We start from the raw sequence: 23,274 nt of genomic DNA, 5'->3' as shown, positions 1-23,274 counted from the left end.
TGTGAACTTACCAACGAAGGACCGTGAGATGTATTACCCCCGCGAAGCTGAAAAAGATCACCTGTTCAACCGGGTGATCCTGCTCACCGTTGCCTGCTGTGTGGTGCTGATCCTGGCCGGCATGGCCCGGCACGAGGGCATCCGCTATGCCGCGATCCAGCTGGGCCCTGTCGAAACGACGGGGACAGTGACGCAACTCGATGACATCCTGATGAACCGCGACGGCAAAGTGATCCATTACCGCTACACCGATCTCGACGGCCAAGTGCACGACAACCAATACGTCGACGAACGTTATGCAACAAAAACCGCCTATGAAACCGGCGGCAGCATTCCCCTGCTCTACTCCCGCTGGCTACCGGCGCAAAGCAGCATCGCCCGCGAGCTGAACGGCAACCGTCCGGGGTTTTACATCATGATGGGTGGGGTATTGCTGACGTTGTTGTTCCTGGGGATATCGGCCAGGACACTGGGCCGGATTTATGCGATGAAAGAGGAAGACCGGTTCTATTAACCCTTCCCCGCCTTTACTCTGAAACCGCCACCTGGTTGCGCCCACGCGCCTTGGCCCGATAAAGCGCCTTGTCCGCATTATTCATCAGACTTTGCAGATCAGGGTCCTGCATCTCCATTGCGGCGACGCCAAGGCTGGCCGAAATGCGATAAACCGGGCCGGTCATCAACCCACCGATGGACTGGATCAGGTGCTCGGCAATTTCGAGGGCGACCTCAATGGACGTGTCCGGCAGCAGGATGGCGAATTCCTCGCCACCCAGCCGGCCGTAGACGTCCGTTTCACGAAAACAGGTGCTGATGACCACTCCCATCTGGCGCAATACCTGATCGCCAACCTGATGGCCGTAAGTGTCATTGATGTGCTTGAAGTGATCCATATCGAGCATGACCGCGCACAGCGGCAACCGATGGTATTGGCAGTTGTTGAACAACTGCTGCGCATGCTCAAAAAAAGCCCGGCGGTTCTTCAGCCCCGTGAGTTCATCGGTTTGCGCAGCATGCGTGGCGATGCGGTGCGCCAGTTCCATTTCACGGGTCAGGCGAAAAGCAGTTTCCAGCGCTTCGGACAGTTTGCGGGTGGCTCTGGCAACAAATGAAGCAAACACCACGACGGCCAGGGCCATACCGACTTGCAATGTCGTCGGCTGAAACACCAGCCAGGTGGTACACGGCAACAACACCAGGCCAATCGACACCAGTGTCATGTACCGGTAGGACGAGTAACACGACACGGCACTGACCGACATGCCGACGGCAAACAGCATGACCAGTGCCTGGGCCAACAGGTCGTCTGACGGCATGACGGCTAAAGCGCCAGCGCCCCAGATACCGGCAGACAACACCAGCGTCACCCAATAGATCCGCTCCCAGCGTTGCGGCGTGCGCTCACTGTCCGGGCTGCGAAAATAGACCACAAACATCAGGATGCGCAGTAACGAGGAGGCGCTCAGCAGGCCAATCCAGCCGATCATCACGTTGTGATCCATGCGCTCCCAGCACAGCCTGCACAGCATAAGCGCGGCCAGGTAACTGCCGAACACCGCGGACACGGATTGGTTGAACAGCTGTCGCAATCGGTCACCGCGCACTTGCGCCGCGATGAAAGTCTCCTGATGGTGCCGAAATCCTGGGCCATCCATGTGATCCGCCTAATCATGATGCTGCGACAAAAAAAGCGATTGTGGCACCCTGCCACCTAGACAAACAAATGAATCCCACGCCGAACTTAAGACCCTCCGTACTTTGTAGCAGCTGGCGAAGCCTGCCCCCGGCTGCGCAGCAGTCATGAGATTAGACGATGCGGTGTTTCAGGAAATCCGCGTGTGCTGAATTTACGACTGCTTCGCAGCCGGACGCAGGCTTCGCCAACTGCTACAAAGGCACCGCTGCGTTACTGCTGCGGCGCCACCATCTTGAAGCGGATATTGATGTCGTCGGAAACCACGGTATCGGCATATTCACCTTCGCCGATCTTGAAATCGCTGCGTTTGAGCGTTAACTCGCCGTCGAAGATGCCGATGGTGTCCTCGGCTTTTAGCAGGACCGGAACCGCTACATCACGGGTAACCCCCCTGAGCGTCAGTTTGCCGATGATTGTGTATTTGTTGTCGCCAAGCGCCTTCACATCGGTCGATTCAAAGGTCGCCACAGGATAATCTGCCGAATTGAACCAGGCGGGTTTTTGCAGTTCCGTGTTGGCGTCACTGCTGCCGGCATCGATGCTGTCGAGCTGGATGGTGAGCGATGCCTGGGCTGCCGCAGGGTTGGCCGTGTCGAAATCCAGCTTGGCTTCGAACACGCCAAACGTGCCGTACACCTGCGAGGTGAATTGGTTGTACGTGAAGGAGATCTTGCTCGCGGCTTGATTGACTTGTTTGTATTGCACCGCTTGCGCGCAGGGCAAGCAGCCAACAGTCAGCATGGCGGCCAGCACTGCGAGCCACGAGAATCGAACACTCATGGGATTCTCCGATAGAGGGCTCCCGTTATGAAGCGAACTGCCCACACACGCGGACGGGCGATAGGACGACTAAAGCAAATAACTCGCGTTTCTTCCACTGACAGCAGGACTTTCGACCACCTGTCGGCCACTCCCGGGCAGCGCCCGATATTGCCACCTTGGCGGGTGTTTAATACCCGTTGCACTCACCGCTTCGGGAGACGGGTCATGAAAGTCGTCGTCATCGGAGGTACCGGGTTGATCGGCAGCAAGGTCTGCAAAAACTTGCAGGAACTGGGCCATGAAGCCTTTGCTGCATCACCGAGCACCGGCGTCAATGTGATCAGCGGAGAAGGCCTCAAAGAGGCACTCCAAGGCGCTGACGTGGTGGTCGACGTGGCGAACTCACCCTCATTTGAAGACCACGCCGCATTGCACTTCTTCGAAACCGCCGGGCACAACCTGTTCGCGGCGGAGAAGCTCGACGGGGTCAAACACCATGTAGCCCTGTCTGTCGTCGGCACCGAGCGGATGCTCGACAGCGGTTACTTCCGGGCAAAAATGGCGCAGGAAGCGCTGATCAAGACGTCGGGTATTCCCTACACCATTCTGCGGGCCACCCAATTCTTTGAGTTTATCCACGCCATCGCTCACTCCGGACGTGAGGAAGGCGACACTATTCACCTGACGTCTGCCGCGTTGCAACCGGTGGCCTCGGACGATGTCGCGACAGCGCTGACCGATATTGCGCTGAAAGCGCCGGTCAATCAGACCGTCGAAGTGGCCGGACCTGATAACCGGCCGCTCGTCGAGTTCGCCAGCGATTACCTCAAGCACACCCAAGACCCGCGCCAAACCGTGGCGGACGACTCGGTTCCCTACTTTGGTGCGCCGATCAATGACCAGTCACTGACACCGGGCGCCAAACCGATCATTGGCGCGACGCGGTTTCAGGACTGGCTCAAGGCCCACTAGACCACTGTTTGACCAGGAAAACTTAAACGCTCAACGGGCCTAACATTGGCTCGCCACCGTCCGCGGGGAAATAACGGCGTAGTCCTGTTTTTTCACTCGCTGAGTCAACACCAGCATGCTCAGGAAACCCAGCGCAATCAGCACCGGATACGCCATCAACAGTTCGGACAGGGAGTATTTCCAGGCCAACGGGCGACCGACGCCCAGCATGGCCGCATACATCCAGGACACGGCCGACAGCGAGCCGCAGAACAGCGCGAGCATCCGTGCGCTGAATCCGAGATCGAGCAAGGAGCCTGCCTTTTGCAGCGCGGGCAATACCAGGCGATGCAACAAGATGCCGTTGTAGGTCAGCAGCAGGACAATGATCACTTTGGCTTGAAGTTTGGGGTTCATGAAGTAGTTCATGCCTTTTTCCAGGTAATCAATACCGATGACCGCGGCGCCCGTCACCCACAAGGCTATCAAAGCAACGATCACAGACTTCTGCAGACTTTCCATATGAGCATGATCGTGTTCAGTGAATGTTTTCCGATTCAACAAATCTTTAACCATTGCAATATCACTGGTCAACACCAAACCAATGGCCACACAACAAGCCACTAAATGAACGTAAATAACGCCCAACCGCAAAAACTCCATACACTCTTTATTCTCGAGCAGGCTCATAATTGTATTTATCGCCACGGTACTTTCTCCACCTTGTTCGATAGTACAGATCGGCAACTAACAGGGTATTTAACTCTTCAAACCCCCGTGCGATCTTACTTTTATAAGAGATGCCAAATCGCAGACCTGACACTGCGTAGCCCATTGATTCACTTGGCAAACCAATGACCGACTTGTTTACTGCCTCCTGAATTTCAGATAAAAAAATCCCCATTTGCAGTCACTGCATATGAGGTTCGTTTTCCACTTCTTTTCTACGACTGCTGGAGCAGGTCATGGTGACGTGCTGAAGTATCAGAGGGTGTTACGTCTCGAATGTTCATTTCTCAAGCAAACTACCGACAAACGGTTACTTCAGCGAAACTCATCGAATCTGACCACAAATCGACAACTTCTCCGAAAGCCGCGCACTAACTGGCCCGCTTTAAATTAGATCAGTCTCAGGCTCTTTCATTGGATCCATTAGTTGTTGCGTTACTCACGAAAAGTGCAATAGAGACCCGCTCGCATTTACCCCCATGCACGACTAAAACAGTCATACTTTTTCACGTCTGAAACTCGGGCTCCCGCCAGCCCCGCCTCAACCGTCGATCGCCGACGCGAGCGGGAGCCAGACGCACACTTCGAAACCCTCTTGCCGACCTGTTGCAGGGGAGCTCAATTTCATTCTCGCGTTAACCCCCTGCACAATCGTTTTGGCAATCGCCAGGCCCAATCCTGAACCGCTGATCTCACTGTGACCGCGTACAAAGCGCTCGGTCAGGTGCTGCAACACTGGCGCCGGCACCACCGGCCCGCCATTGACTATCCGCAGTTGGGCCTGGTCGGTGAGGCTGACTTCGATCGGTTGCGCGGTCTCGCCATACTTCAGAGCGTTCTCAATCAGGTTACGCAACAAGATGCCAAAGGCGTCCGGGTCAATGTTTGAGTACACGCTGGCCTGGTGTGGCAGTTGCAACTCGATGCGCTGGCCGCTGCGCTGGTTCCACTCATCGACGCTATGGGCCAACAACGGAATCAGGTCCTGAGGCGTTTCGGACAGCAGCCCACCGCCCTCGGCCTTCGCCAGTTGCATGAGCTTTTCCGACAGCCGCGCCAGCTCGCGCAAGGCGTTTTCGATCTTCGCCGCACGCACTCGCAAAGGGCCTTCAGGCGCCTCCTGGTGCAAGCGCTGGATCTGCGCCAAGGTCGCGGCCAATGGTGTACGCAACTCATGAGCGCTGTTGGCGGTAAAGCTGCGCTCGGCTTCGAGGGCATTGCGCAAGCGCTCCAGCAGGTGATTGACCGCCTCAGCCAACGGATCGATTTCTGCCGGCAGGCGGGCCACCTGGATCGGTGACAGATCACCCACACCACGCGCCTCGACCGCACGTCGATACGCCAACACGCTACGCAGGCTGATCCGCACAAACAGCCAGGTGCCCAACAGGCTGACGGGAATCAGCGCCAACAGTGGCAGCAACAAGGCAAACAAGGCTTCCCGCGCGGCTTCACGGCGATGATTCAACGGCTCGGCGACTTCAATGAACAGCGTCCCGCGCAATGCACTGGCGCCATACAAGCGGTACTTCTCAGAGGTAGAAAAACCTTCGGACGGTTGTTGATTGAAGATCTTCGGGTTGGCGTCGTGGGACTGCATCAGGATCTTGCCACTGGCATCGCGCACCAGGTACGTCAGGTATTCCTTGTGCATTTTCAACGTCGCAACATGCTGTGCCTCTCGGGGTTCCTCCCGGTTGCTGATTTCCAGCACGGCCAACGGCAAGATGCGTTGCGCGGTTTCTTCCAGTGCGCTGTCGAATGCCTCGTCCAACTCATGTTGCACCACCAGCCAGGCGCCGACGGTTGCGCCCAGCCAGAGCAAGGTCATGCCCAGGGTCAACCCCAGGCCGAGACGTTTTTGCAGGCTCACAGAAGGCTTCATACGGCCATCAACCGGTAGCCCATGCCGCGCACGGTTTCGATCAGATCCCGACCCAGCTTTTTACGCAGCCGGCTGATATAGACCTCGATGGTATTGCTTTCGATTTCAGCACCGAAGGCATACAGCCGTTCTTCCAGCTGCGACTTGGACAACAGCGCGCTGGGGCGCTGCACAAACGCTTCGAACAGCGCCCACTCTCGCGCCGTCAGGTCCACGGTAGTGCCGGCACGCTGCACGGTGCGGGCGTTCATGTCGACCTGCAAATCACCGAGCCTGATCTGTGGATTTGGGTTGCCGCTGTAACGTCGGGCCACCGCAGCCACACGGGCCGAGAGCTCAAACAGGTCGAACGGTTTGACCAGGTAATCATCGGCCCCGGCATTGAGGCCGGCGATACGATCGGAGATCTGATCCTGAGCGGTCAGAATGATCACCGGGGTCACGTCCCCTGCCGAGCGTTGCTGACGCAAAAAATCCAGCCCGCGCCCATCCGGCAGCATCAGGTCAAGCAGGATCAGGTCGTAAGGCGTGGTGCGTACGCTGTTGCGCGCATGGTCCAGGCGCTGCACCCAATCAACGGCGTGGCCGTCATCGGCGATCTGCTCGCGCACCGCCTCCCCCAACCCTGGTGCGTCCTCGACCAATAAAACCCGCATCTGGTACCCCCCGTGATGGTTGTCGTGCAACACCTTAGTTGCCTTACCTGACGTCAATCTGAAGATTCAGCTGGTTGTCAGGAATGCACCTTAGGGTATGCCACAGACGCCGACCTCGGCAGGAGACAGATCATGAAAACAGGTTTTATTGCCCATGCCGCGCTGTTGAGCCTGCTGCTCAGCGGTTATGCCCTGGCCGATGACGATTGCAGCGACCCGGTGAGCGACTGGCAACCACGCGAGACTTTGCGTCAGCAGGTCGAGCTGCAATACGGCTGGAGCGTGCAGCGCATCAAGGTCGACGACGGTTGTTACGAGCTCAAGGGCCTGGACCGCAAAGGCAATGGCATCGAAGCCAGCTACTCACCGGCCTCGCTGCGCCTGCACACACTTGAGATTCATTTCCGCGACGACGGCGATGCCAGGGACTACCTCGGCAGCCCGCTCACCGAATGACGCCTCACCTGTCGATGAATTTTTCCTGCGCTTCAGGTTGCTGTCAGCCAGCAGGTCCAGTCTCTCGACCTAACGATCAAAAGGACACCCTCATGAAAAAGATCATCGCAGCCACCTGCCTCGCCAGCGCCATTGCCTTGCCGGGTCTGGCCCAGGCCCGTGAAGTGACCTTGACCACTCAGCTCAAAGACTACAGCGGCAATGATGCCTACCTGGCGATCTACGTGACTGACGCCAATGGCCAATACCAGAAAACCCTGTGGGTGGCCGGCAAGAAGGTCAAGTACTACAAGCACCTGGGCGACTGGGCCCGTGGCAGCGGGATGAACCCGAGCGAGTTTGACGGGGTCAGCGGCGCCAGTGTCGGCAGCGGGCGCACGCTCAAAGTCAGCGTCGAACTGGCAGACACCCTGATTGATGCCGGGTACCAGATTCGCATCGACAGTGCCGTCGAGGACAAACGCGACGCCCGCGCCGATGTCAGCGTTCCCCTGACCTCCAAAGGCTCAGGCAAGCCGGCGACCGGCAGTGCCTACGTCGACTCCTTTACTTACGATCTGTAGCACCCGCCATCTCTGGAGGCTGAACATGCTTCGTCAGTTCCATTCCCTTCCTGGCCTGATCGCCGCCCTGCTGGTCATGTTGTTGGCCATCAGCGGCGCGATCCTGTCTGTCGACCCGGCGCTGGAACGCTTGCACAGCACGTCCACGCCTGCCGGACAACTTAACGTCGGCCAACTGGCCGGGCGCGTTGCCAGCCACTTTCCGGGCGTAGAGCAGATCCAGCGCACAGCGTCCGGGACGGTCATCGTCTACTACAACCACAACGGTCAGGCTGGCGCAGAAAAGGTCGACCCAATGACCGGCCAAGGCCTCGCGCCCTACGAGCCATCCGCGTTCTCGCGCTGGGTGAAAGAACTGCACCGCTCGATGTTCCTTGGCACGCCGGGCCATGGCGTGTCGGGTGTCGGCGCGCTGTTCATGCTGATGTTGTCGGTGTCCGGCGCGCTGTTGCTGGTCCGGCGCCTGGGTGGCTGGCGCAACCTGCTGCGGCCATTGCGGGGCACTTTCAGCCAGCGCTGGCACGCTGAAGTCGGGCGACTGGCCTTGCTGGGGCTGCTGCTGTCGGCATTGAGCGGGCTCTACATGTCCGCCACCACCTTTGGCTTTATCGCCGACGGCAGTCAGAGTGAACCCGCCTTCCCCGCCCACGTCAGTGCCGGTCCGGCCTTGCCGGTGGCAAAGCTGCAAGCCTTGCAGGCCACCGACCTCAATGATCTGCGCGAACTGGTCTACCCCAGCCCCAATAATGCGCAGGACGTATTTTCCCTGCGCACGGCCCAGGGCGACGGCTACGTGGACCAGGCCAGCGGCGCGTTGCTGTCCTATCAGGCCCACGACTCGATGCACAACCTCTACGAATTGATCTATCAATTGCACACCGGTGAAGGCCTCTGGTGGCTGGGCTTGCCGCTAGGGCTCTGCGCCCTCTGCGTACCGTTGATGAGCGTGACCGGCATTGTGTTGTGGTGGCGCCGCCGCAAGGCGAGCCCGACCCTGCGCCACAACAGCCCGGCCCACATTGCCGACTGCGTGATTCTGGTGGGCAGTGAAAACAACAGTACCTGGGGCTTTGCAAAAACCCTGCATGATGCTTTGCACCTGGCGGGACACCGGGTGCATAGCGCGACAATGAATCAATACGCCAACCACTACAGCAACGCTCAGCGCGTGTTCATCCTCACCGCGACCCACGGTGACGGTGACGCGCCAGCCTCGGCTTCGCAGTTCCTGGAACGACTGGCGAAAACCGGCCTCAAGCCCGGCCTGCCCTTTGCCGTGCTGGGCTTTGGTGATCGGCAGTTTCCGCAGTTCTGTCAGTACGCCCATCAGGTGCAGGACGCGATGTTGCAGGCCGGTGGTTCGCCATTACTGGGGCTGGAAACCGTCAACCGCCAGTCCTCCCAGGAGTTTGCGCGCTGGGGCCATGCGTTGGGTGAAGTGCTCCAGCATGACCTGACACTGGTCCATACCCCGCAGCGGCCACAGACCTATCCATTGCAGCTGACGGAGCGCATTGTCTACGGTGAGCAGGTGAACGCACCGACCCACGTCTTGCGCTTCAAGGCACCCGGCAAGCTGCCGGACTTTCTGGCCGGTGACCTGGTCGGGATTTTGCCCCCGGGCAGCCCGATCCCCCGCTTCTACTCGCTGGCCAGCGGCTCCCAGGACGGCGTGTTGGAAATCTGTGTACGCAAACACAACGGTGGCGTGTGCTCGGAATTTCTCCATGGCCTGGACATCGGCGGGCCAATCGAAGCGTTTATCCAGCCCAACCCGCAATTTCGCCCGGCGTCAGGCACGCATCCGGTAATCCTGATCGGTGCCGGTACCGGCATTGGTCCACTGGCGGGTTTTATCCGCAACAACACGGCTCGACACCCGATGCACTTGTATTGGGGTGGACGCAACCCGGCCTCGGATTTCCTTTATGAACCGCAGCTTAATCAATACTTGTCGGACCGACGCCTCACGGCATTGCGTGCCGCCTTCTCTCAAGTTCAGGACCGCAGCTACGTGCAAGACCGGCTGATCAGTGATGCCCTCGCCTTGCGCCGACTGATTGAAAAAGGCGCCCAGGTGCTGGTGTGTGGCAGGCGCGAGATGGCCAAAGGCGTGATGCAGGCCCTCGATGAAGTGTTGGCCCCTCTGAACCTGAGCGTGCTGACCCTCAAGGCACAAGGACGCTACCGTGAAGACGTCTACTGAGTTGCAACGCTACAACCTCAACGGCGAAACCATGGGCACCCGCTACACCGCCCTGTTCTATGCCGCTGCCGGGATTGATACCGACGCCGTCGGCCACAACCTGGCACGCGCCGTGGCCCGGGTGGATCAGCAAATGTCCACCTGGAAACCCGGCTCTGACCTCAATCGCCTCAACGCCGCCCCAGAGCAGCAATGGGTCTCAGTGCCTGAAGAACTGGCGACGGTGCTGTCTGCGGCACTGCGCGTCAGTCAGCAATCGGGCGGTGCCTTCGACATCGCGGTCGGTGATCTGGTTGACGCCTGGGGGTTCGGCCCCGCAGAACAGACGATCACAGAGCAGGCGCTCACCACGTCGTCCCACGCACGCCTGTCAGCCAGCGCTGCGCTGGTGATAGATACGCAACGCAATCAAGTGCGCAAACGCGCACCACTGCAGCTAGATTTGAATGGCATTGCCAAAGGGTTTGGCGTGGATGAACTGGCCCGTTGCCTGGACGGATTGGGCATCACCCGCTACCTGGTCGGTATCGATGGCGAGATGCGCGCCCGGGGTGTCAAACCGGATGGCCAGTGCTGGGCCGTGGCCCTGGAAAAGCCCCGCTGGGGCGTGCGTGAAGTCATGGGCGTGATGGAACTGGGTGATGCCGCTATCGCGACCTCAGGGGACTATCGACACTGGGTCGATGTGGCCGGCCAAGCCTATGCCCATACCATGAACCCGGCCACCGGCGCGCCACTGTGCAACCCGCTTGCCGCCGTCACCGTGGTGGCGTCCTCCTGCATGCTCGCCGATGCCTGGGCCACGGCGTTGATGGTGCTGGGCGAAACCGAGGGCCCACGTCTGGCACAGGAACGCGGGATGGACGCACTGTTCGTGCTGCGCGACGGCCAACAGTTCAAGGAAATATCCATTGTCGGCGGCCAATTGCAGGCGCAGATTGAAACCCGTCCGATGTGAACCGCCCAATGACAGTGAGTCGCGATCAACCATGAAATTCATGCACAGGCACACCGAGGCACACCGAAGCGATCGTATCGGCTGGCTGCGCGCCGCCGTCCTTGGGGCCAATGACGGGATTGTCTCCACCGCCAGCCTGCTGATCGGCGTTGCAGCCGCCAACGCCAGCCACGCCACGTTGCTGGTCACGGGCATGGCGGGGCTGATGGCCGGCGCCATGTCCATGGCCGCTGGCGAATACATCTCCGTACACTCCCAGGCCGATACCGAGCGCGCCGACTTGTCCCGCGAACAGGCCGAGTTAGCCAGCGATCCGAAAGCCGAACACATCGAACTCGCCAACATCTACATGCACCGTGGTGTCTCCCCCGAGTTGGCGCATCAGGTGGCCGATCAATTAATGGCCCATGACGCACTGGGCTCTCACGCTCGGGACGAATTGGGCATCAGCGCCACCCTCACCGCCAAACCCTTGCAAGCCGCCCTGGCCTCAGCCGCCAGCTTCGTGGTGGGTGCCGCATTACCGTTGGCGGTCACGTTTGTCGCGCCGGAGCACAACGTGGTGCCGTGGATATCGGGCATGTCGTTGGTGTTTCTCGGGACGCTGGGCGCCATCGCCGCCAAGGCCGGCGGCGCTAATGTCCTGACCGGAGCCTGGCGAGTGACATTCTGGGGGGCACTGGCCATGGGCATTACGGCACTGGTGGGGCACCTGTTTGGCGCCGTCGTCTAATTCACGCTCCTGCGCACAAAAAACAAAGGGCGCCTGTTAATTAAAACGGGCGCCCTTCATACGCTGCCAACCTATGCCACGCCGACAAAATCACTCGCAGTAAGGGCCACATGCCCGACCAGATCAATTTGGAAATCGGCGCCATTGCCGCTGTTCACATTGCCCTCCACATACGTGTGATCGACCCCGCCGACATTGACGAAGTGGTACTTCAACTGCGCCTGGTTGCTGAACTCGGTGCCGGCGCCGTTCCACTCGCCGAGGAAGGTGAAGTCCTGATTACCCGCCGAACCTGCGCCGGAGGTCCGGGCATCGATCGAGGTCAGATCGATGTGGTCGGAGCCCTGCGTAAAGTCGGTGATGACGTCGCGGCTTGTGGTTGAAGTACCCGAGTCGCTAGTCGAGGAGAACACAAACATGTCCGCCCCTGCACCGCCGGTCAATGTATCGCGGTTGCCATTGCCGGTCAGCGTGTCGGCGCCACCGCCACCACTCAAGGTGTCGATACCGCCCTGCCCGGTCAGGGCGTTATTGGCGTTGTCGCCGGTCAGGGTATTGGCACCCGAGCTGCCGATGACATTCTCGACACCGGTCAAGGTGTCGCTACCGGTTTGCGAACTGCTGGCCAGGCCGGTAGACAGGTTGACCGTGGCGCTGGCCGAGGTCCCTGACAAGTCATAGGTATCGGTGTCGCCACCGCCGTCGTAGCTGTCATTGCCATCGTTGACCGACGCCCGGAAGGTGTCATTGCCAAGGCCACCGAACAGGTTGTCCGCGCCTTGCCCGCCAATCAACGTATCGTCACCGCTGCCACCGTCCATCCAGTCATTGCCGCCCTGGCCTTGCAACACGTTGCTGACGCCGTCGCCCTGAATGTGATCGTCGCCCGAACTGCCGGTGACGTTTTCGATGCCGGTCAGGGAGTCGTTGCCAGTCTGGGTGCTGGTTGACGTACCGGCGATCAAATCGACCGTGGCGGGCGCCGATGTCGCCGACAAATCGTAGGTGTCAGTGCCGGTGCCACCGTCATAGTGGTCGTTGCCGTCGTTCAGCGACGCCAGCATCGTGTCGTTGCCTGCCTCACCAAAGACCGTGTCGTTACCGGCCAGGCCGCTGAGCTGGTTGTTGCCGCTGTTGCCATGGATCACGTTGTCCAGCGCGTTGCCGGTGCCGTTGATGTTGTTCGAGCCCAGCAAGGTCAGGTTCTCGACGTTGGCACCGAGGGTGTAGCTGACCGAGGACATGACCGTGTCGGTGCCTTCGTTGAGGTTTTCCTGAACCACATCGCCATTGGCATCGACCATATAGATGTCATTGCCGGCGTTGCCGCGCATCGTGTCGTTACCGGTGCCGCCGTCCAGCAAGTCGGAACCCAGCCCGCCATTGAGGACGTCATTGCCCGAGTAGCCCATCAGGATGTCCTGATAGTTGGTGCCATTGAGCGTGTTGCCAAAGAAGTTGGTGCCTTCGATGAAGCGCCCTACCGCTTCCGAAGGGTCGGACGTCAGTTGTTCCACCGTGCCGTTATTGTCGGTGTAAGTGGTGATCACCCGCAATTGCTGGCCGAACTGCGCCGAGGTAGGCGCAAAAGTCGACGCATTCGCCCCGGCGATACTAATCCAGGTCGCGCCCACCAGTGCCTGCCACTGATAGGAGAACCCGCTCGGCCCAGGCAAGCCGTCCGCATCCTGGATGGCCGACGTATTGGCGGTCAGCCGGTATTGAGCCGGCACCGGACGGCTGGGCGTGGTCGGCGCGGTGGCATAACCCGAGAGCACCACGTTGCCGGTCGGCAGGTGATTGGTGATGCTCAGGTTGATCGTGCGGTCGGCGAAGCGCAGTTTTTCAACGCCGATGACAATATCGGTGCCATCGGCGTTCGCAGCGCCCACCCGCAGGTCCACCACTTTGAACGCCGTGATCAGCTCGCCGCCGGGCCGGGTATCAGTGAACTTGGTAATGCTGTAATTGGCATAGTTGCCCGAGTAGATGGCTGTATCCGCCGCGCCATCGGCAGTGCCGGCGGCCTGGTGGTTATCGCCCAGGACGAAGTCGGGGCGGGTCGATTGCAAGCCGGTGAAGTGCTCGGCAAACCCTTGACTGGCCAGCAGGTGATTGAGATCAGCGAGTTTGATCGAGTCCCCGACGATCACGTCATTGCCGCCGTTGCCTTGGGAGACATCGTCACCACTGCCGCCAATCAGCCAGTTCTCCGTGGCATTGCCGATCAGGCCCGCCAGCGGATTGGCCGGCGTGGCGGTGTTCGCACGGGCGTCACTGAAGCGTGAACCGATCAACCCTTCGATGTCCGTCAGCAAGGCGTTGAACGGCTGGAACAGCACGGAAGTACCCGGTGCCGCTACGATGTTCTGATTGTTGAGGTCTGCTGCGGCGTCCAGCGCAATGTTCACATCGCTGAAGGCCGCAATGTCGAAGCCCACATCGCCAAGGGCTTCATCACCGTCCCCCTGACCGGGCGCGCCACCCAGGCCCGGCAACAGAATGTCGTCGCCGACACCACCAAACTCCTGGTCGCCGGTGGAGCCGCCGGAAATGATGTCGTCGCCGTCCTCACCGAACAGAATGTCCGGGCCGTCGCCGCCATAAATCTCATCATTACCGTCACCGCCATGCACCAGGTCGGTGTCGCCACCGGCATCGATGTAGTCATTGCCGGCACCACCGTACAGCTCGTCGATCCCGGCTTCACCATAGAGATGGTCATTGCCGTTACCGCCAATCACCACATCGAGGGCACCGGCGCTGGTCCCGGCATAGATGGTGTCATCCCCTTCCCCGCCATCGAGGAAGTCTTCGATATCACCGCCATAGATCACGTCGTTGCCGTCGCCACCGTAGATGTGGTCGGCACCGGCCTTGCCATCCAGGATGTCGTCGCCGCCTTCACCGTAGATCGTATCGTCACCGTCCCCGGCATCGAGCCAATCGTTGTAGTCGGTGCCGACCAGCACTTCGTGGGAGTTGTAACCCACGGCTGCAGTGCCATCGGGGTTCTCGCCCTGATCCGGACGGTAGTCACGGATATACGTTTGTGCCGTGTGCGTTTCCGGATTGGTCAGGCTGACCAGCAAGCCATTGCCGCCAATCCCGCCCGCGCCACCGGTGGAGTAAACACCGACATGGTTGGCCGCGATCAGCGTGCCGTATTTGTGCTCGCTCTTGTACGCCGTGGCACTGGCGCCAGAATCGGTGTAGCTCAATTCGACGTAGCTATCGGCATAGCCGAAGACATCACCGGCCAGGTGCCGGGCATCGGTGGTGCGCTCAATGATGTCCTTGAATTGCTCGGTCACCACCTGCTCATTGAGGTTGGTCATCGCTGGCAAGCCGAGGTCGAGGCGGAACAGGTAATAGAAACGGTCACCGTCCATCAACCGTTCCATCTGGTCCTCGAAAATGGCGTTGAAAGTGGTACCCAGTTGCCCGGTGTAGACGTGTTTTTCCGCCAGGCCACCGATCCACAGGTCAATCGCGTTGTAGCCGTCATAGCCCGCCACATGATTGCCGTTGGCGTCTGCTGCGCCGGAGAGGAATAACGCCGCCTCTTCGGCCGTGACGCTGCCACCGGCATAGGTGGCGGTAACGCCGGAGACATCGGCATCGATGATCGCCTGGGCATGCGCCACGTCGCCGTCGAAGGAATAGGCGGCGATAAAATTCACCAGGGACTCGGGGTGAATCATGTTGTTGGCGAAGTCACTCCAACTGGTATAGGGCGTCAGGCCATCGACGATCAGGTTGGTGTGGTGCTGCGCGCCGGCCGGTGAGGCCCGTTCGGCAATCAGCGCATCGTGGATCTGCTGACGCGCCTGGTTCAGGGTCGGCAGGCCCAAGTCGCGACCACGGGCCAGGTTGATCGTTGCCAGGTCCAAAGGCTGGCCCAGCAAGCCTTGTTGCAAGGCCGGAGTGACGAACTCATCGATTTCGTTACTGATCTGCCGAGTCATGCCCAATGCGATAGCGGTCGGCCCCACTTCGGCGAAACCGCCAGGGTTGAGGAAGGCCTGCTCCAGCGCATAGTGGGTAATCGCGCCGGTCAGGTCGTAGCCGCCGCTCGCGCTTTTTTCCAGGGCATCGATGGTTTCACGCAATTGCGAGTGCCCGAAACGGAACGCTGCCTGGCCATACTCCAGCGAGATGTTGGTGTTGATGCCCGAGTCGTAGGTTACGAATTCCGGCAGGTCCGGGGTAATCAGCCGCGCGTACTGGTCGATCGCGACGTGTTGGTATTCCATTTCCACGGTCAACTTGGCGGCGTAGAACAACTTGTCCTGATCCCAGGACACCGTGACGCCATCGGCCAGGGTGAAGTTGCCATTGGCATCGGTATAGAAACCACCGCTACCGTTACTCACCTGTACCTGCCAGTTGTGGCGCACAGTGACGTCGGTCTGCGCCAGCACCTCGTTCTGCAGGTTGATCAGCTGCACGTTGTGGTCTTCATGGAAGACGTGGTGAATGGCGGTCAGGCCGAAGTTTTCGTTCACCCGGCCATCACCGGCAATGTAGTGGTCGCCCACCGACTCCAGCAGCAACTCGTTGGCCACCGCAAAATCGGCACTGCCGGGCGCGGCGCTGATGGAGAAGTCAGAAAAGTTGACGAAGCTGAACAGGTTCTTCGGCCCCGAGTTGTCATAGTTGATGACCATCCCGAACGGGTTGTTCGCATCGAATGTGATGCTGGTGATGTGCGCATCCAGCGACATCAACTTCGCCTGATCGATATGCAGATCGTCGAAGTGCGGGTTCATGTCCAGCAGGATCGCTTCGCGGGTGTACACCGCTTGCACGCCTGCCGTGGTCGGGTCGGCGTCCAGCACATGGCCGTGGGCATCGCGCACGCGGAAGTTGGCGATGTCGTCCCAGGTCAGGTCGTCACGACCGGTGGCCAGCACATGAGCACGTAACTCGCTCAGGGTCGGCAGGGTCTGGTGGGTCAGCACACCGTTGAGGGTCCAGGCGGCTTCATCACTCAGGGTCGTGCCGTCGAACAACGCCGCCCCGGCAATGAATTGGCCAGGGTGATTAGGGTCCGCTACCCACTGACGCAGCAATTGAGTCACGGCATCGTTAGAGCCGTAAGTCTGGTTCTGATCGATGTACGGCGAGTCGAGGTTGACGTATTGCGCCTGGCCTTGGCCGTCCACTTCGCTGACTGTCGCCCGATGCACTTTGATCGAGTAAACCGGTTGCCCGTCCGGGCCAATCGAGCCATACAGCGGATCATCCGGCGCCAACGGAATAGTGATCGTCGCGTTTTGATTGGGCTTGTTGATGAAGTCCAGGCCGTGGTCGAAGAACTGCCCGAACAAGGTGAACCAGCCCGTGGTCGACGGGTCGCCGCTGACGGTGTTCTGGTTGCGAATGTAGTACTGGCCGGAATCCGGTGAGGTGGTATCGACTTCGCCGATGGTACCGAGAATGCCCGGATCCGTGACGATCGCCACACCGTTCGCGGTGTGCTGGATGTGCCCATTGGCATCGGTGGCAAAAGTCACCCCGCCGCTGACAATGGTCTGGCTGATCATCCGTGGTGTGTAGTCCACCAGCGAGGCTGTCGGATCGCTATACAGTGAACTATTGTCAGTCAGGGGCGTGGCATCGGCCGGAACGCCCGGTCCTGCCAACGCGGCGTTATCCAGGTTCTGATGAACGTAGTGCGTGTAGTCCGAGTGGGTCAGGCGGATGAAGTTCTGCCCGAAACTGCCCCAACTCTGTCCGTCCTGCGTCAGGTTGTTGAAGTGACCAGAGACGTCACGCAAACCGATCGGGTCCCGTGCGCCGTTGTACCACTGGGTTTCGCCGGCCGGGATGTCCAGCGGATTGAAACTGCCGAGGATGCCCAGCACATGGACATTGCCGTCCGAACCGTTGTAACCGTACAGCGGTTCACCGGCGGCGTTGTAACCCACGATATGAATGGTCGGAAACGTAACCTGCTGTTCAAGAAACGAAATATCGTTTTGATTGAGGGTGAAGCGTTTTAGCTCATACATGGCAAGCTCCAGATATCCATTGAACAGCAGGGTTTTTCACCGACTTATCACGATGATCAGGGAACCGGACTGATGGCAAAAGATGCAAAAGTCGAATCAAAAAACGAGACTTTTGTCGGTGATCAAACTGAGACTTTGGTCGAGCCCCTCTCGGCCAGCGAGCAAGACCACAAGGCCCGCTGGCGCATCAGGTTCAAGACCCGCGCACGCAACCTGAGTCGCTCTACACAATTCGTCATCGCCGCCGCGCTGATCCTGGGGCTGACCATGTTTTTCGTCGGCAAGCTGGTCAGTGCGCGCATAGAACGCGCGGCCGTGCAAAGCGCCGCGGAGGCCGGCGCCCACTATATGGAAGCGTTCCTGGAGCCCTACGTTCAGGAGATGAGCCGCGATAACGGGCTGTCGGCGTCGAGCATAAAATCCCTGGATCGCCTCATGGAGAGCCGTTCGTTGAAACGGCACATTGTCTCGATCAAGATCTGGCGGGCAGACGGCACGGTGGCTTACAGCACCGATAAATCCATTACCAACCGCAAGTTCCCGATGGATGAAATCGCCGGTGCGATCAAGGGCAACGTGGTCACCGACCTTGAGGACCTGGATCAGGAAGAAAATGAGTTCGAGCGAAAGCTGAACGTACCGCTCTATGAAATTTATGCACCGCTGCGGGAGTTCACTACCGGGAAAATCATCGCGGTGGGCGAGTTCTATGAAATGGCGGCCAGTCTGGAGGAGGAAATCAATCGCGTCCGCCAGCAAGTATGGCTGGTGGTCGGTGCCGCGACCCTGGCGATGCTGACGCTGCTGTTCTTTCTGGTCCGGCGTGGCGACAAGATCATCCAGCGTCAACAAGTGGCGTTGCGCTTGCGACTGCTGGAGCAAAACCGGTTGCACATCAGCAATGCCGCGTTGCAACGCAAGATGACCAACGCGACTCAGGAGTTTTCACGAATAAACGAACTGACGCTGCGGCGCATCGGTGCGGACCTGCACGACGGCCCCGCGCAACTGTTGACCCTGATTCTCATCCGCCTCGACGACCTTGCGGAAAATTGCACGGAGGTCGATCAGGAATCGATGGAAACCATCCGGGGAGCGGCGAGCGATGCATTAAGGGAGGTGCGCGATCTTTCCCGGGGGCTGGCCCTTCCGGAAATCAACGATCTGACGCTGTTGGAGGAGTTGAAACTCGTAGCCCAGCGACATGAGCAGCGCACCGGCACCAAGGTCAAATTGAAACTGGGGCACTTGCCCGATGGGGTGCCGTTGCCGCTCAAGCTGTGCATCTATCGCTTCGTGCAGGAAACCCTGAACAATGCGTACCGCCATGCCGCAGGCAAAGGTCAGGTTCTGAGCGCCAACCTTGTCGACGGAATGTTGCTCATCACGATCAACGATAACGGCCCGGGCATGAACGCCGATGCCCTGGTGGTCGACACCCACGGCAGGACGCGGTTGGGGCTGGCGGGGTTGCGTTATCGTGTGGAATCGCTGGGTGGCGTGTTCCGCATTGACTCAGCAACCGGCAAAGGCACGTCGGTTACCGCACAATTCAAGCTGTAGTCAGGAGCCCCCTCGGGCGTCCAGGGACGACGTCGCTGACGTCACATGAAGTCGACCAATACTCTCTCGTTCCCAATAGCGCCTCAAGGCCGTGACGGCTTCCACACGATTGCGGGCATGCAGCTTTTGCATCACGCAGGTCATGTAGTACTTGACGGTTTTTTCGCTGATCAACAGCTTTGAGGCCACTTCCTTATTTGTCAGGCCCTTTGAGACTTCACGGATGATCTGCTCTTCCCGATGGGTCAGGTCGATCTTGCGAACTTCAGCCTCATGCTTTTTAAAATTGCTCAACAGCTTATTGGCAAATTCGGGGGTAATGTACGTGTCGCCCCGGGCAATCGACCGGATCGCCAGCACCAGGTCTGGCCCGCTGACCCCTTTCAAGACATAGCCACGAGCTCCCGCTTCGAGTGCTGAATAAGCATCATCCTCTGACTCGGACACTGTCAGCATCAACACCTTCACATCCGGCAGCTGCGTAGAAATGAACCGCACGGAGCCAAACACGTCGCCCGGCATATTGACGTCCATCAGCATCACGTCCGGCCTCGTTCGCATCGCGATGCCCCGGGCTTCATCCGCGCTGGCACCCTGCTCTACGACTTGTAAATCCGCCCTCTTCCTCAACGTGTTGGCAACACCTTCACGCAACAACGGATGATCGTCGACGATGCCAATCCGAATGAACGGGTTCATGACATGCTCCTGAAAGGGCCAAGTATTCGAACACCCATTGATTAATAGCAGGTAACCCGAACGGGCGCTGGGCTCCGGATGGAAATGCCGGGGTCTTTGAGGGCAAAAATTAGACTTAAGTCGCACGAAATTTGCCCGTCAATAAGCAATCTTCGTCATAAGCTTCTGAAAAATCAGACGCCAACTCATTGTTTTTGAAGACTGTCAAAAACGTCAAAAAAACTTTTTGCTAAAAAACCCGGATCAGCCCTCCATCCGACCAACAGTCGTTCCCCTACGCTGAGGTACATGAATCCACGGTTCGGGGACCCTCCGATGGACAACAAAACCCAGCAGCGATCCGAGTTGGCCGAGGTGCTTTTTCGGCTGCGCCATACGTTTTATTCGCTGGCCGGGTTCAGTGGTGTGATCAACGTGCTGATGCTGGCCCCGGCCATTTACATGCTGCAGGTGTATGACCGGGCGCTGGTCAGCAGCAACCTCACCACGCTGCTGATGCTGACCTTACTGATGATCGGTTTGTACACCTTGCTGGCCATGTTGGAAGTGGTGCGTACCCGCGTGCTGATCCGGGTCGGCAATCGTCTGGACATGGCCTTGAACCGTCGTGTCTTTACCGCCGCGTTCGAGCGCAACCTGCAGCGGGCCGGCGGCAACCCCGCCCAGGCCCTGCAAGATCTGGCGCAGGTCCGGCAGTTTCTGACCGGCAACGGGTTGTTCGCGTTCTTCGATGCGCCATGGACGCCCATTTACCTGTTCGTCGCCTACCTGATTCACCCCTTGCTCGGGATCGTCACCCTGTGCGGATCGCTGATCCTGGTGTCCCTGACCTGGCTCACCGAAATTGCCACCAAAAAGCCGTTGAGCGAGGCGAACCTGGCGTCACAAATCTCGGGCACTTTCGCCAACAACAATCTACGCAACGCCGAAGTCATCGAAGCCATGGGGATGCTGCCGGCCATCACCCAGCGCTGGTTCGGCAGCCACCTGCGGATTCTCGAAATGCAGACCCTGGCCTCCGACCGGGCGGCCTACATCAGTGGTTTGGGGCGGTTCGTGCGGATCGCCCTGCAATCGTTGATCCTCGGCACCGGCGCCCTGCTGGCCATCGAAGGCTCGATTACTCCCGGCATGATGATCGCTTGCTCAATCCTCAGCGGTCGCGCGCTGGCACCGGTGGAGCAACTGATCGGCGCCTGGAAGCAATTGCTCACCAGCCGCCGCGCCTGGTCGCGGCTCAAGCAGCTGCTGCAAGCATTTCCGCCCCGGGCCGATGCGATGAAACTGCAACGGCCACTGGGCATGCTTTCGGTCGAGCACTTGCACGCTGGCGCGCCAGGCATGAGCCAATCGATCATTCGCGGGCCGCACTTCAACCTGTCGCCAGGCGAATCGCTGGGCATTATCGGCCCGTCCGCGTCGGGCAAATCCACCTTGGCGCGCCTGCTGGTGGGCATCTGGCCGGCGCAAAGCGGCAAGGTACGGCTCGACGGCGTGGACGTCTATCTATGGAACAAGGAAGAGCTCGGCCCCTGGGTCGGTTACCTGCCGCAGGATGTGGAATTGTTCGAAGGCAGCATCGCCGACAACATCGCCCGTTTCGGTGAGGTCGACAGTGACGCGGTGATCGTGGCGGCCAAACGGGCCGGTGTACACGACATGATTCTGCGGTTTGCCCACGGTTATGACACCACCCTGGATGTCGACGGCAACCCGCTGTCCGGTGGGCAACGCCAGCGCATCGGCCTGGCCCGTGCGTTGTACGGCGAGCCGTCGATCATCGTGCTCGATGAACCGAACGCCAACCTCGACGACGCCGGGGAAAAAGCCCTGATCGATGTGCTCGAAGACCTCAAATCCCGAGGGTGCACCACGGTGCTGATCAGCCACCGCCCGAGCATCCTCGGCACCGTCGACAAAGTCCTGATGCTGCGCGAAGGCAGCACGCAATTGTTCGGTCCCCGGGACGAAGTGTTTGCGGCATTGCGTCAAACCAGCGTGCTGCCGACGGTGGGCGCTCCAACCCTGTCAGCCGTTCGCGGGAGAGAATAAATGGGCGCCGTGAGTCTCGATCCGCGTGGCCAGGATTTGCTGCGTGCGGCGGCCAGTATCGATGTCGATGACCACCGTCCGGCACGTTGGGGCGTGTTGCTGGTGATCCTCGGTTTTGGCGGATTTCTGCTCTGGTCCTGGCTGGCACCGCTGGACGCCGGCATTGTCGCCACCGCCACGGTCAAGGTCACCAGCAACCGCAAAACCATCCAGCACCTCACGGGTGGCAGTGTCGAAGCGATTCTGGTGCGCGAAGGTGACAGCGTCAGCAAGGACCAGGAACTGGTTCGACTCGACGCCACCCAGGCACTCTCGGAACAAGGGGTGGTGAACGCGCAGTACATCGCCACCAAAACCATGGAAAACCGCCTTGAGGCCGAGCGCGATGGCGCTGCCGACGTGGTGTTCGACCCCGCCATGTTGCAGCGTTACGCGGGCAACGATCATCTGAACGACGCCATCAGCCTGCAGCGTCATCTGTTCGCCACGCGGCGCACCAGCCTTGAGGGCGAGATTGGCATCCTGCGCGAGTCGCTCAACTCCGCCGAAGCGCAGATCAAGGGCTTGCAGCACATCTACGGTGCCCGTTCCGCGCAGATCGGGTTTCTCAATCAGGAACTGGTCGGGGTCCGTCAACTCGCCGCCGAAGGCTATGTGCCCCGCAACCGGATGCTCGAACTTGAACGCACCGGTTCTGACCTCAATGCCTCCCAGGCCGACAACCTGAACAACATTGCCAAGGCGCGGGGCCAGGTCGCTGACATCAAGCTGCGCATCCTTCAGCGCGAGTACGACTACCGCAAGGAAGTGCAGTCGCTGCTGGCCGACGTGCAGAAAGAAAACAGCGCCCTCACCGATCGTTTGCAGGCGCTGGACTATCAAGTCCGGCACACGGTGATCCGCTCGCCCATCGACGGCGTGGTCCAGGGCTTGAACGTGTCGACCATCGGCGGCGTGATCGCGCCCGGTTTCAAGATCATGGAAATCGTGCCGGCCCACGAACCGTTGCAGATCGACGCGATGGTGCCGGTGCAAGCCATCGACCGGATGACGCCAGGCCTGCCGGTGACCATTTCATTCCCTGCGTTCAACCACGTGCAGACCCCGAACATTCCGGGCCAGGTGCTGACCATTTCCGCCGACCGCCTGGTCAGCGACGACAACAAACAGCCCTATTACCTGGCGCAGATCGAAGTGACACCCGCCGGCATGGCCATGCTGGGCAGCAACCATATTCGCGCGGGCATGCCCGCCTCCGTCACCATCAAGACGGGCGAGCGCAACATGATGAGTTACCTGTTGAAACCACTGCTGGACCGGGTCAACAGCGCCTTTAAGGAGCAGTGAC

General features: G+C 59.6%; 17 protein-coding genes. 10 read left to right on the top strand and 7 right to left on the bottom strand.

Annotated elements, in window-relative coordinates; translation table 11 throughout:
• The first annotated feature begins 28 nt into the window (after positions 1 to 28).
• Positions 29 to 514 carry a DUF3592 domain-containing protein gene (locus SB725_RS29470; protein ID WP_059182752.1) on the top strand — a complete coding sequence of 162 codons (486 nt, stop codon included), beginning with the start codon at positions 29 to 31 and terminating at the stop codon, positions 512 to 514.
• A gap of 13 nt (positions 515 to 527) precedes the next feature.
• Here SB725_RS29470 and SB725_RS29465 read toward each other — a convergent pair whose 3' ends face one another.
• Positions 528 to 1,655: a diguanylate cyclase gene (locus SB725_RS29465; protein ID WP_410922958.1), complete on the bottom strand. Its 1,128-nt coding sequence runs from the start codon at positions 1,653 to 1,655 to the stop codon at positions 528 to 530.
• A 251-nt stretch (positions 1,656 to 1,906) separates the two neighbouring features.
• A complete protein-coding gene (locus SB725_RS29460; protein ID WP_027926051.1) occupies positions 1,907 to 2,476 on the bottom strand; it encodes a YceI family protein in 570 nt (189 codons plus the stop codon).
• Between the two features lie 207 nt (positions 2,477 to 2,683).
• Here SB725_RS29460 and SB725_RS29455 point away from each other — a divergent pair, with 207 nt between their 5' ends.
• Positions 2,684 to 3,430 (top strand): SDR family oxidoreductase, encoded by a 747-nt coding sequence (locus SB725_RS29455; protein WP_194940247.1) that lies wholly within the window; start codon positions 2,684 to 2,686, stop codon positions 3,428 to 3,430.
• Positions 3,431 to 3,469: 39 nt separating this feature from the next.
• On the opposite strand, the gene SB725_RS29450 is transcribed toward SB725_RS29455, so the two are convergent.
• The 3 genes from SB725_RS29450 to SB725_RS29440 all read right to left on the bottom strand — a co-directional run bounded on the left by SB725_RS29450 (position 3,470) and on the right by SB725_RS29440 (position 6,679).
• The gene (locus SB725_RS29450; RefSeq protein ID WP_059182750.1) at positions 3,470 to 4,117 is read right to left on the bottom strand and encodes a hypothetical protein; all 648 of its coding nucleotides are present in this window, start codon (positions 4,115 to 4,117) and stop codon (positions 3,470 to 3,472) included.
• Positions 4,118 to 4,679: 562 nt separating this feature from the next.
• Positions 4,680 to 6,023, bottom strand: coding sequence for a sensor histidine kinase (locus SB725_RS29445; RefSeq protein ID WP_410922957.1), 1,344 nt, complete (start codon positions 6,021 to 6,023; stop codon positions 4,680 to 4,682).
• On the bottom strand, positions 6,020 to 6,679 hold the full coding sequence (locus SB725_RS29440; protein WP_027926047.1) for a response regulator transcription factor: 660 nt from the start codon (positions 6,677 to 6,679) through the stop codon (positions 6,020 to 6,022). The genes SB725_RS29445 and SB725_RS29440 overlap by 4 nt, the downstream gene beginning before the upstream one ends.
• Positions 6,680 to 6,811: 132 nt before the next feature.
• Between SB725_RS29440 and SB725_RS29435 the strand changes: the two genes are divergently transcribed.
• The 5 genes from SB725_RS29435 to SB725_RS29415 all read left to right on the top strand — a co-directional run bounded on the left by SB725_RS29435 (position 6,812) and on the right by SB725_RS29415 (position 11,595).
• Entirely contained in the window at positions 6,812 to 7,135 is a 324-nt protein-coding gene (locus SB725_RS29435; protein ID WP_410922956.1) for a PepSY domain-containing protein, read from the top strand.
• A gap of 92 nt (positions 7,136 to 7,227) precedes the next feature.
• A complete protein-coding gene (locus SB725_RS29430; protein WP_410922955.1) occupies positions 7,228 to 7,698 on the top strand; it encodes a DUF2271 domain-containing protein in 471 nt (156 codons plus the stop codon).
• Positions 7,699 to 7,723: 25 nt separating this feature from the next.
• Positions 7,724 to 9,904: a PepSY domain-containing protein gene (locus SB725_RS29425; protein WP_410922954.1), complete on the top strand. Its 2,181-nt coding sequence runs from the start codon at positions 7,724 to 7,726 to the stop codon at positions 9,902 to 9,904.
• On the top strand, positions 9,888 to 10,862 hold the full coding sequence (locus SB725_RS29420) for an FAD:protein FMN transferase (RefSeq protein ID WP_410922953.1): 975 nt from the start codon (positions 9,888 to 9,890) through the stop codon (positions 10,860 to 10,862). The genes SB725_RS29425 and SB725_RS29420 overlap by 17 nt, the downstream gene beginning before the upstream one ends.
• Positions 10,863 to 10,893: 31 nt before the next feature.
• A complete protein-coding gene (locus SB725_RS29415; protein WP_027926042.1) occupies positions 10,894 to 11,595 on the top strand; it encodes a VIT family protein in 702 nt (233 codons plus the stop codon).
• Positions 11,596 to 11,666: 71 nt separating this feature from the next.
• Here the strand turns inward: SB725_RS29415 and SB725_RS29410 are convergent, their stop codons facing one another.
• Positions 11,667 to 17,612: a peroxidase family protein gene (locus tag SB725_RS29410; RefSeq protein WP_410922952.1), complete on the bottom strand. Its 5,946-nt coding sequence runs from the start codon at positions 17,610 to 17,612 to the stop codon at positions 11,667 to 11,669.
• Positions 17,613 to 17,684: 72 nt separating this feature from the next.
• Here SB725_RS29410 and SB725_RS29405 point away from each other — a divergent pair, with 72 nt between their 5' ends.
• A complete protein-coding gene (locus SB725_RS29405; RefSeq protein WP_410922951.1) occupies positions 17,685 to 19,175 on the top strand; it encodes a sensor histidine kinase in 1,491 nt (496 codons plus the stop codon).
• On the opposite strand, the gene SB725_RS29400 is transcribed toward SB725_RS29405, so the two are convergent.
• Complete coding sequence (locus SB725_RS29400; RefSeq protein WP_027926039.1) at positions 19,176 to 19,874, bottom strand: response regulator; 699 nt, start codon at positions 19,872 to 19,874, stop codon at positions 19,176 to 19,178.
• Positions 19,875 to 20,189: 315 nt separating this feature from the next.
• Here SB725_RS29400 and SB725_RS29395 point away from each other — a divergent pair, with 315 nt between their 5' ends.
• On the top strand, positions 20,190 to 21,926 hold the full coding sequence (locus SB725_RS29395) for a type I secretion system permease/ATPase (protein ID WP_027926038.1): 1,737 nt from the start codon (positions 20,190 to 20,192) through the stop codon (positions 21,924 to 21,926).
• Positions 21,927 to 23,273: an HlyD family type I secretion periplasmic adaptor subunit gene (locus SB725_RS29390; protein ID WP_027926037.1), complete on the top strand. Its 1,347-nt coding sequence runs from the start codon at positions 21,927 to 21,929 to the stop codon at positions 23,271 to 23,273.
• Position 23,274: the final 1 nt, after the last annotated feature.

The organism is Pseudomonas sp. SIMBA_041 (assembly GCF_046535095.1).
Lineage (GTDB): Bacteria > Pseudomonadota > Gammaproteobacteria > Pseudomonadales > Pseudomonadaceae > Aquipseudomonas > Aquipseudomonas mucoides.
Note: the sequence above shows the minus strand (reverse complement) of the source record. Positions and strands in the feature narration are given on the sequence as shown.

Coding starts and splice junctions, on each gene's coding strand:
- SB725_RS29470 (WP_059182752.1), top strand. CDS start 29: ATGTATTACCCCCGCGAAGCTGAAAAAGATCACCTGTTCAACCGGGTG.
- SB725_RS29465 (WP_410922958.1), bottom strand. CDS start 1,655: ATGGATGGCCCAGGATTTCGGCACCATCAGGAGACTTTCATCGCGGCG.
- SB725_RS29460 (WP_027926051.1), bottom strand. CDS start 2,476: ATGAGTGTTCGATTCTCGTGGCTCGCAGTGCTGGCCGCCATGCTGACT.
- SB725_RS29455 (WP_194940247.1), top strand. CDS start 2,684: ATGAAAGTCGTCGTCATCGGAGGTACCGGGTTGATCGGCAGCAAGGTC.
- SB725_RS29445 (WP_410922957.1), bottom strand. CDS start 6,023: ATGAAGCCTTCTGTGAGCCTGCAAAAACGTCTCGGCCTGGGGTTGACC.
- SB725_RS29440 (WP_027926047.1), bottom strand. CDS start 6,679: ATGCGGGTTTTATTGGTCGAGGACGCACCAGGGTTGGGGGAGGCGGTG.
- SB725_RS29435 (WP_410922956.1), top strand. CDS start 6,812: ATGAAAACAGGTTTTATTGCCCATGCCGCGCTGTTGAGCCTGCTGCTC.
- SB725_RS29430 (WP_410922955.1), top strand. CDS start 7,228: ATGAAAAAGATCATCGCAGCCACCTGCCTCGCCAGCGCCATTGCCTTG.
- SB725_RS29425 (WP_410922954.1), top strand. CDS start 7,724: ATGCTTCGTCAGTTCCATTCCCTTCCTGGCCTGATCGCCGCCCTGCTG.
- SB725_RS29415 (WP_027926042.1), top strand. CDS start 10,894: ATGAAATTCATGCACAGGCACACCGAGGCACACCGAAGCGATCGTATC.
- SB725_RS29410 (WP_410922952.1), bottom strand. CDS start 17,612: ATGTATGAGCTAAAACGCTTCACCCTCAATCAAAACGATATTTCGTTT.
- SB725_RS29405 (WP_410922951.1), top strand. CDS start 17,685: ATGGCAAAAGATGCAAAAGTCGAATCAAAAAACGAGACTTTTGTCGGT.
- SB725_RS29400 (WP_027926039.1), bottom strand. CDS start 19,874: ATGAACCCGTTCATTCGGATTGGCATCGTCGACGATCATCCGTTGTTG.
- SB725_RS29395 (WP_027926038.1), top strand. CDS start 20,190: ATGGACAACAAAACCCAGCAGCGATCCGAGTTGGCCGAGGTGCTTTTT.
- SB725_RS29390 (WP_027926037.1), top strand. CDS start 21,927: ATGGGCGCCGTGAGTCTCGATCCGCGTGGCCAGGATTTGCTGCGTGCG.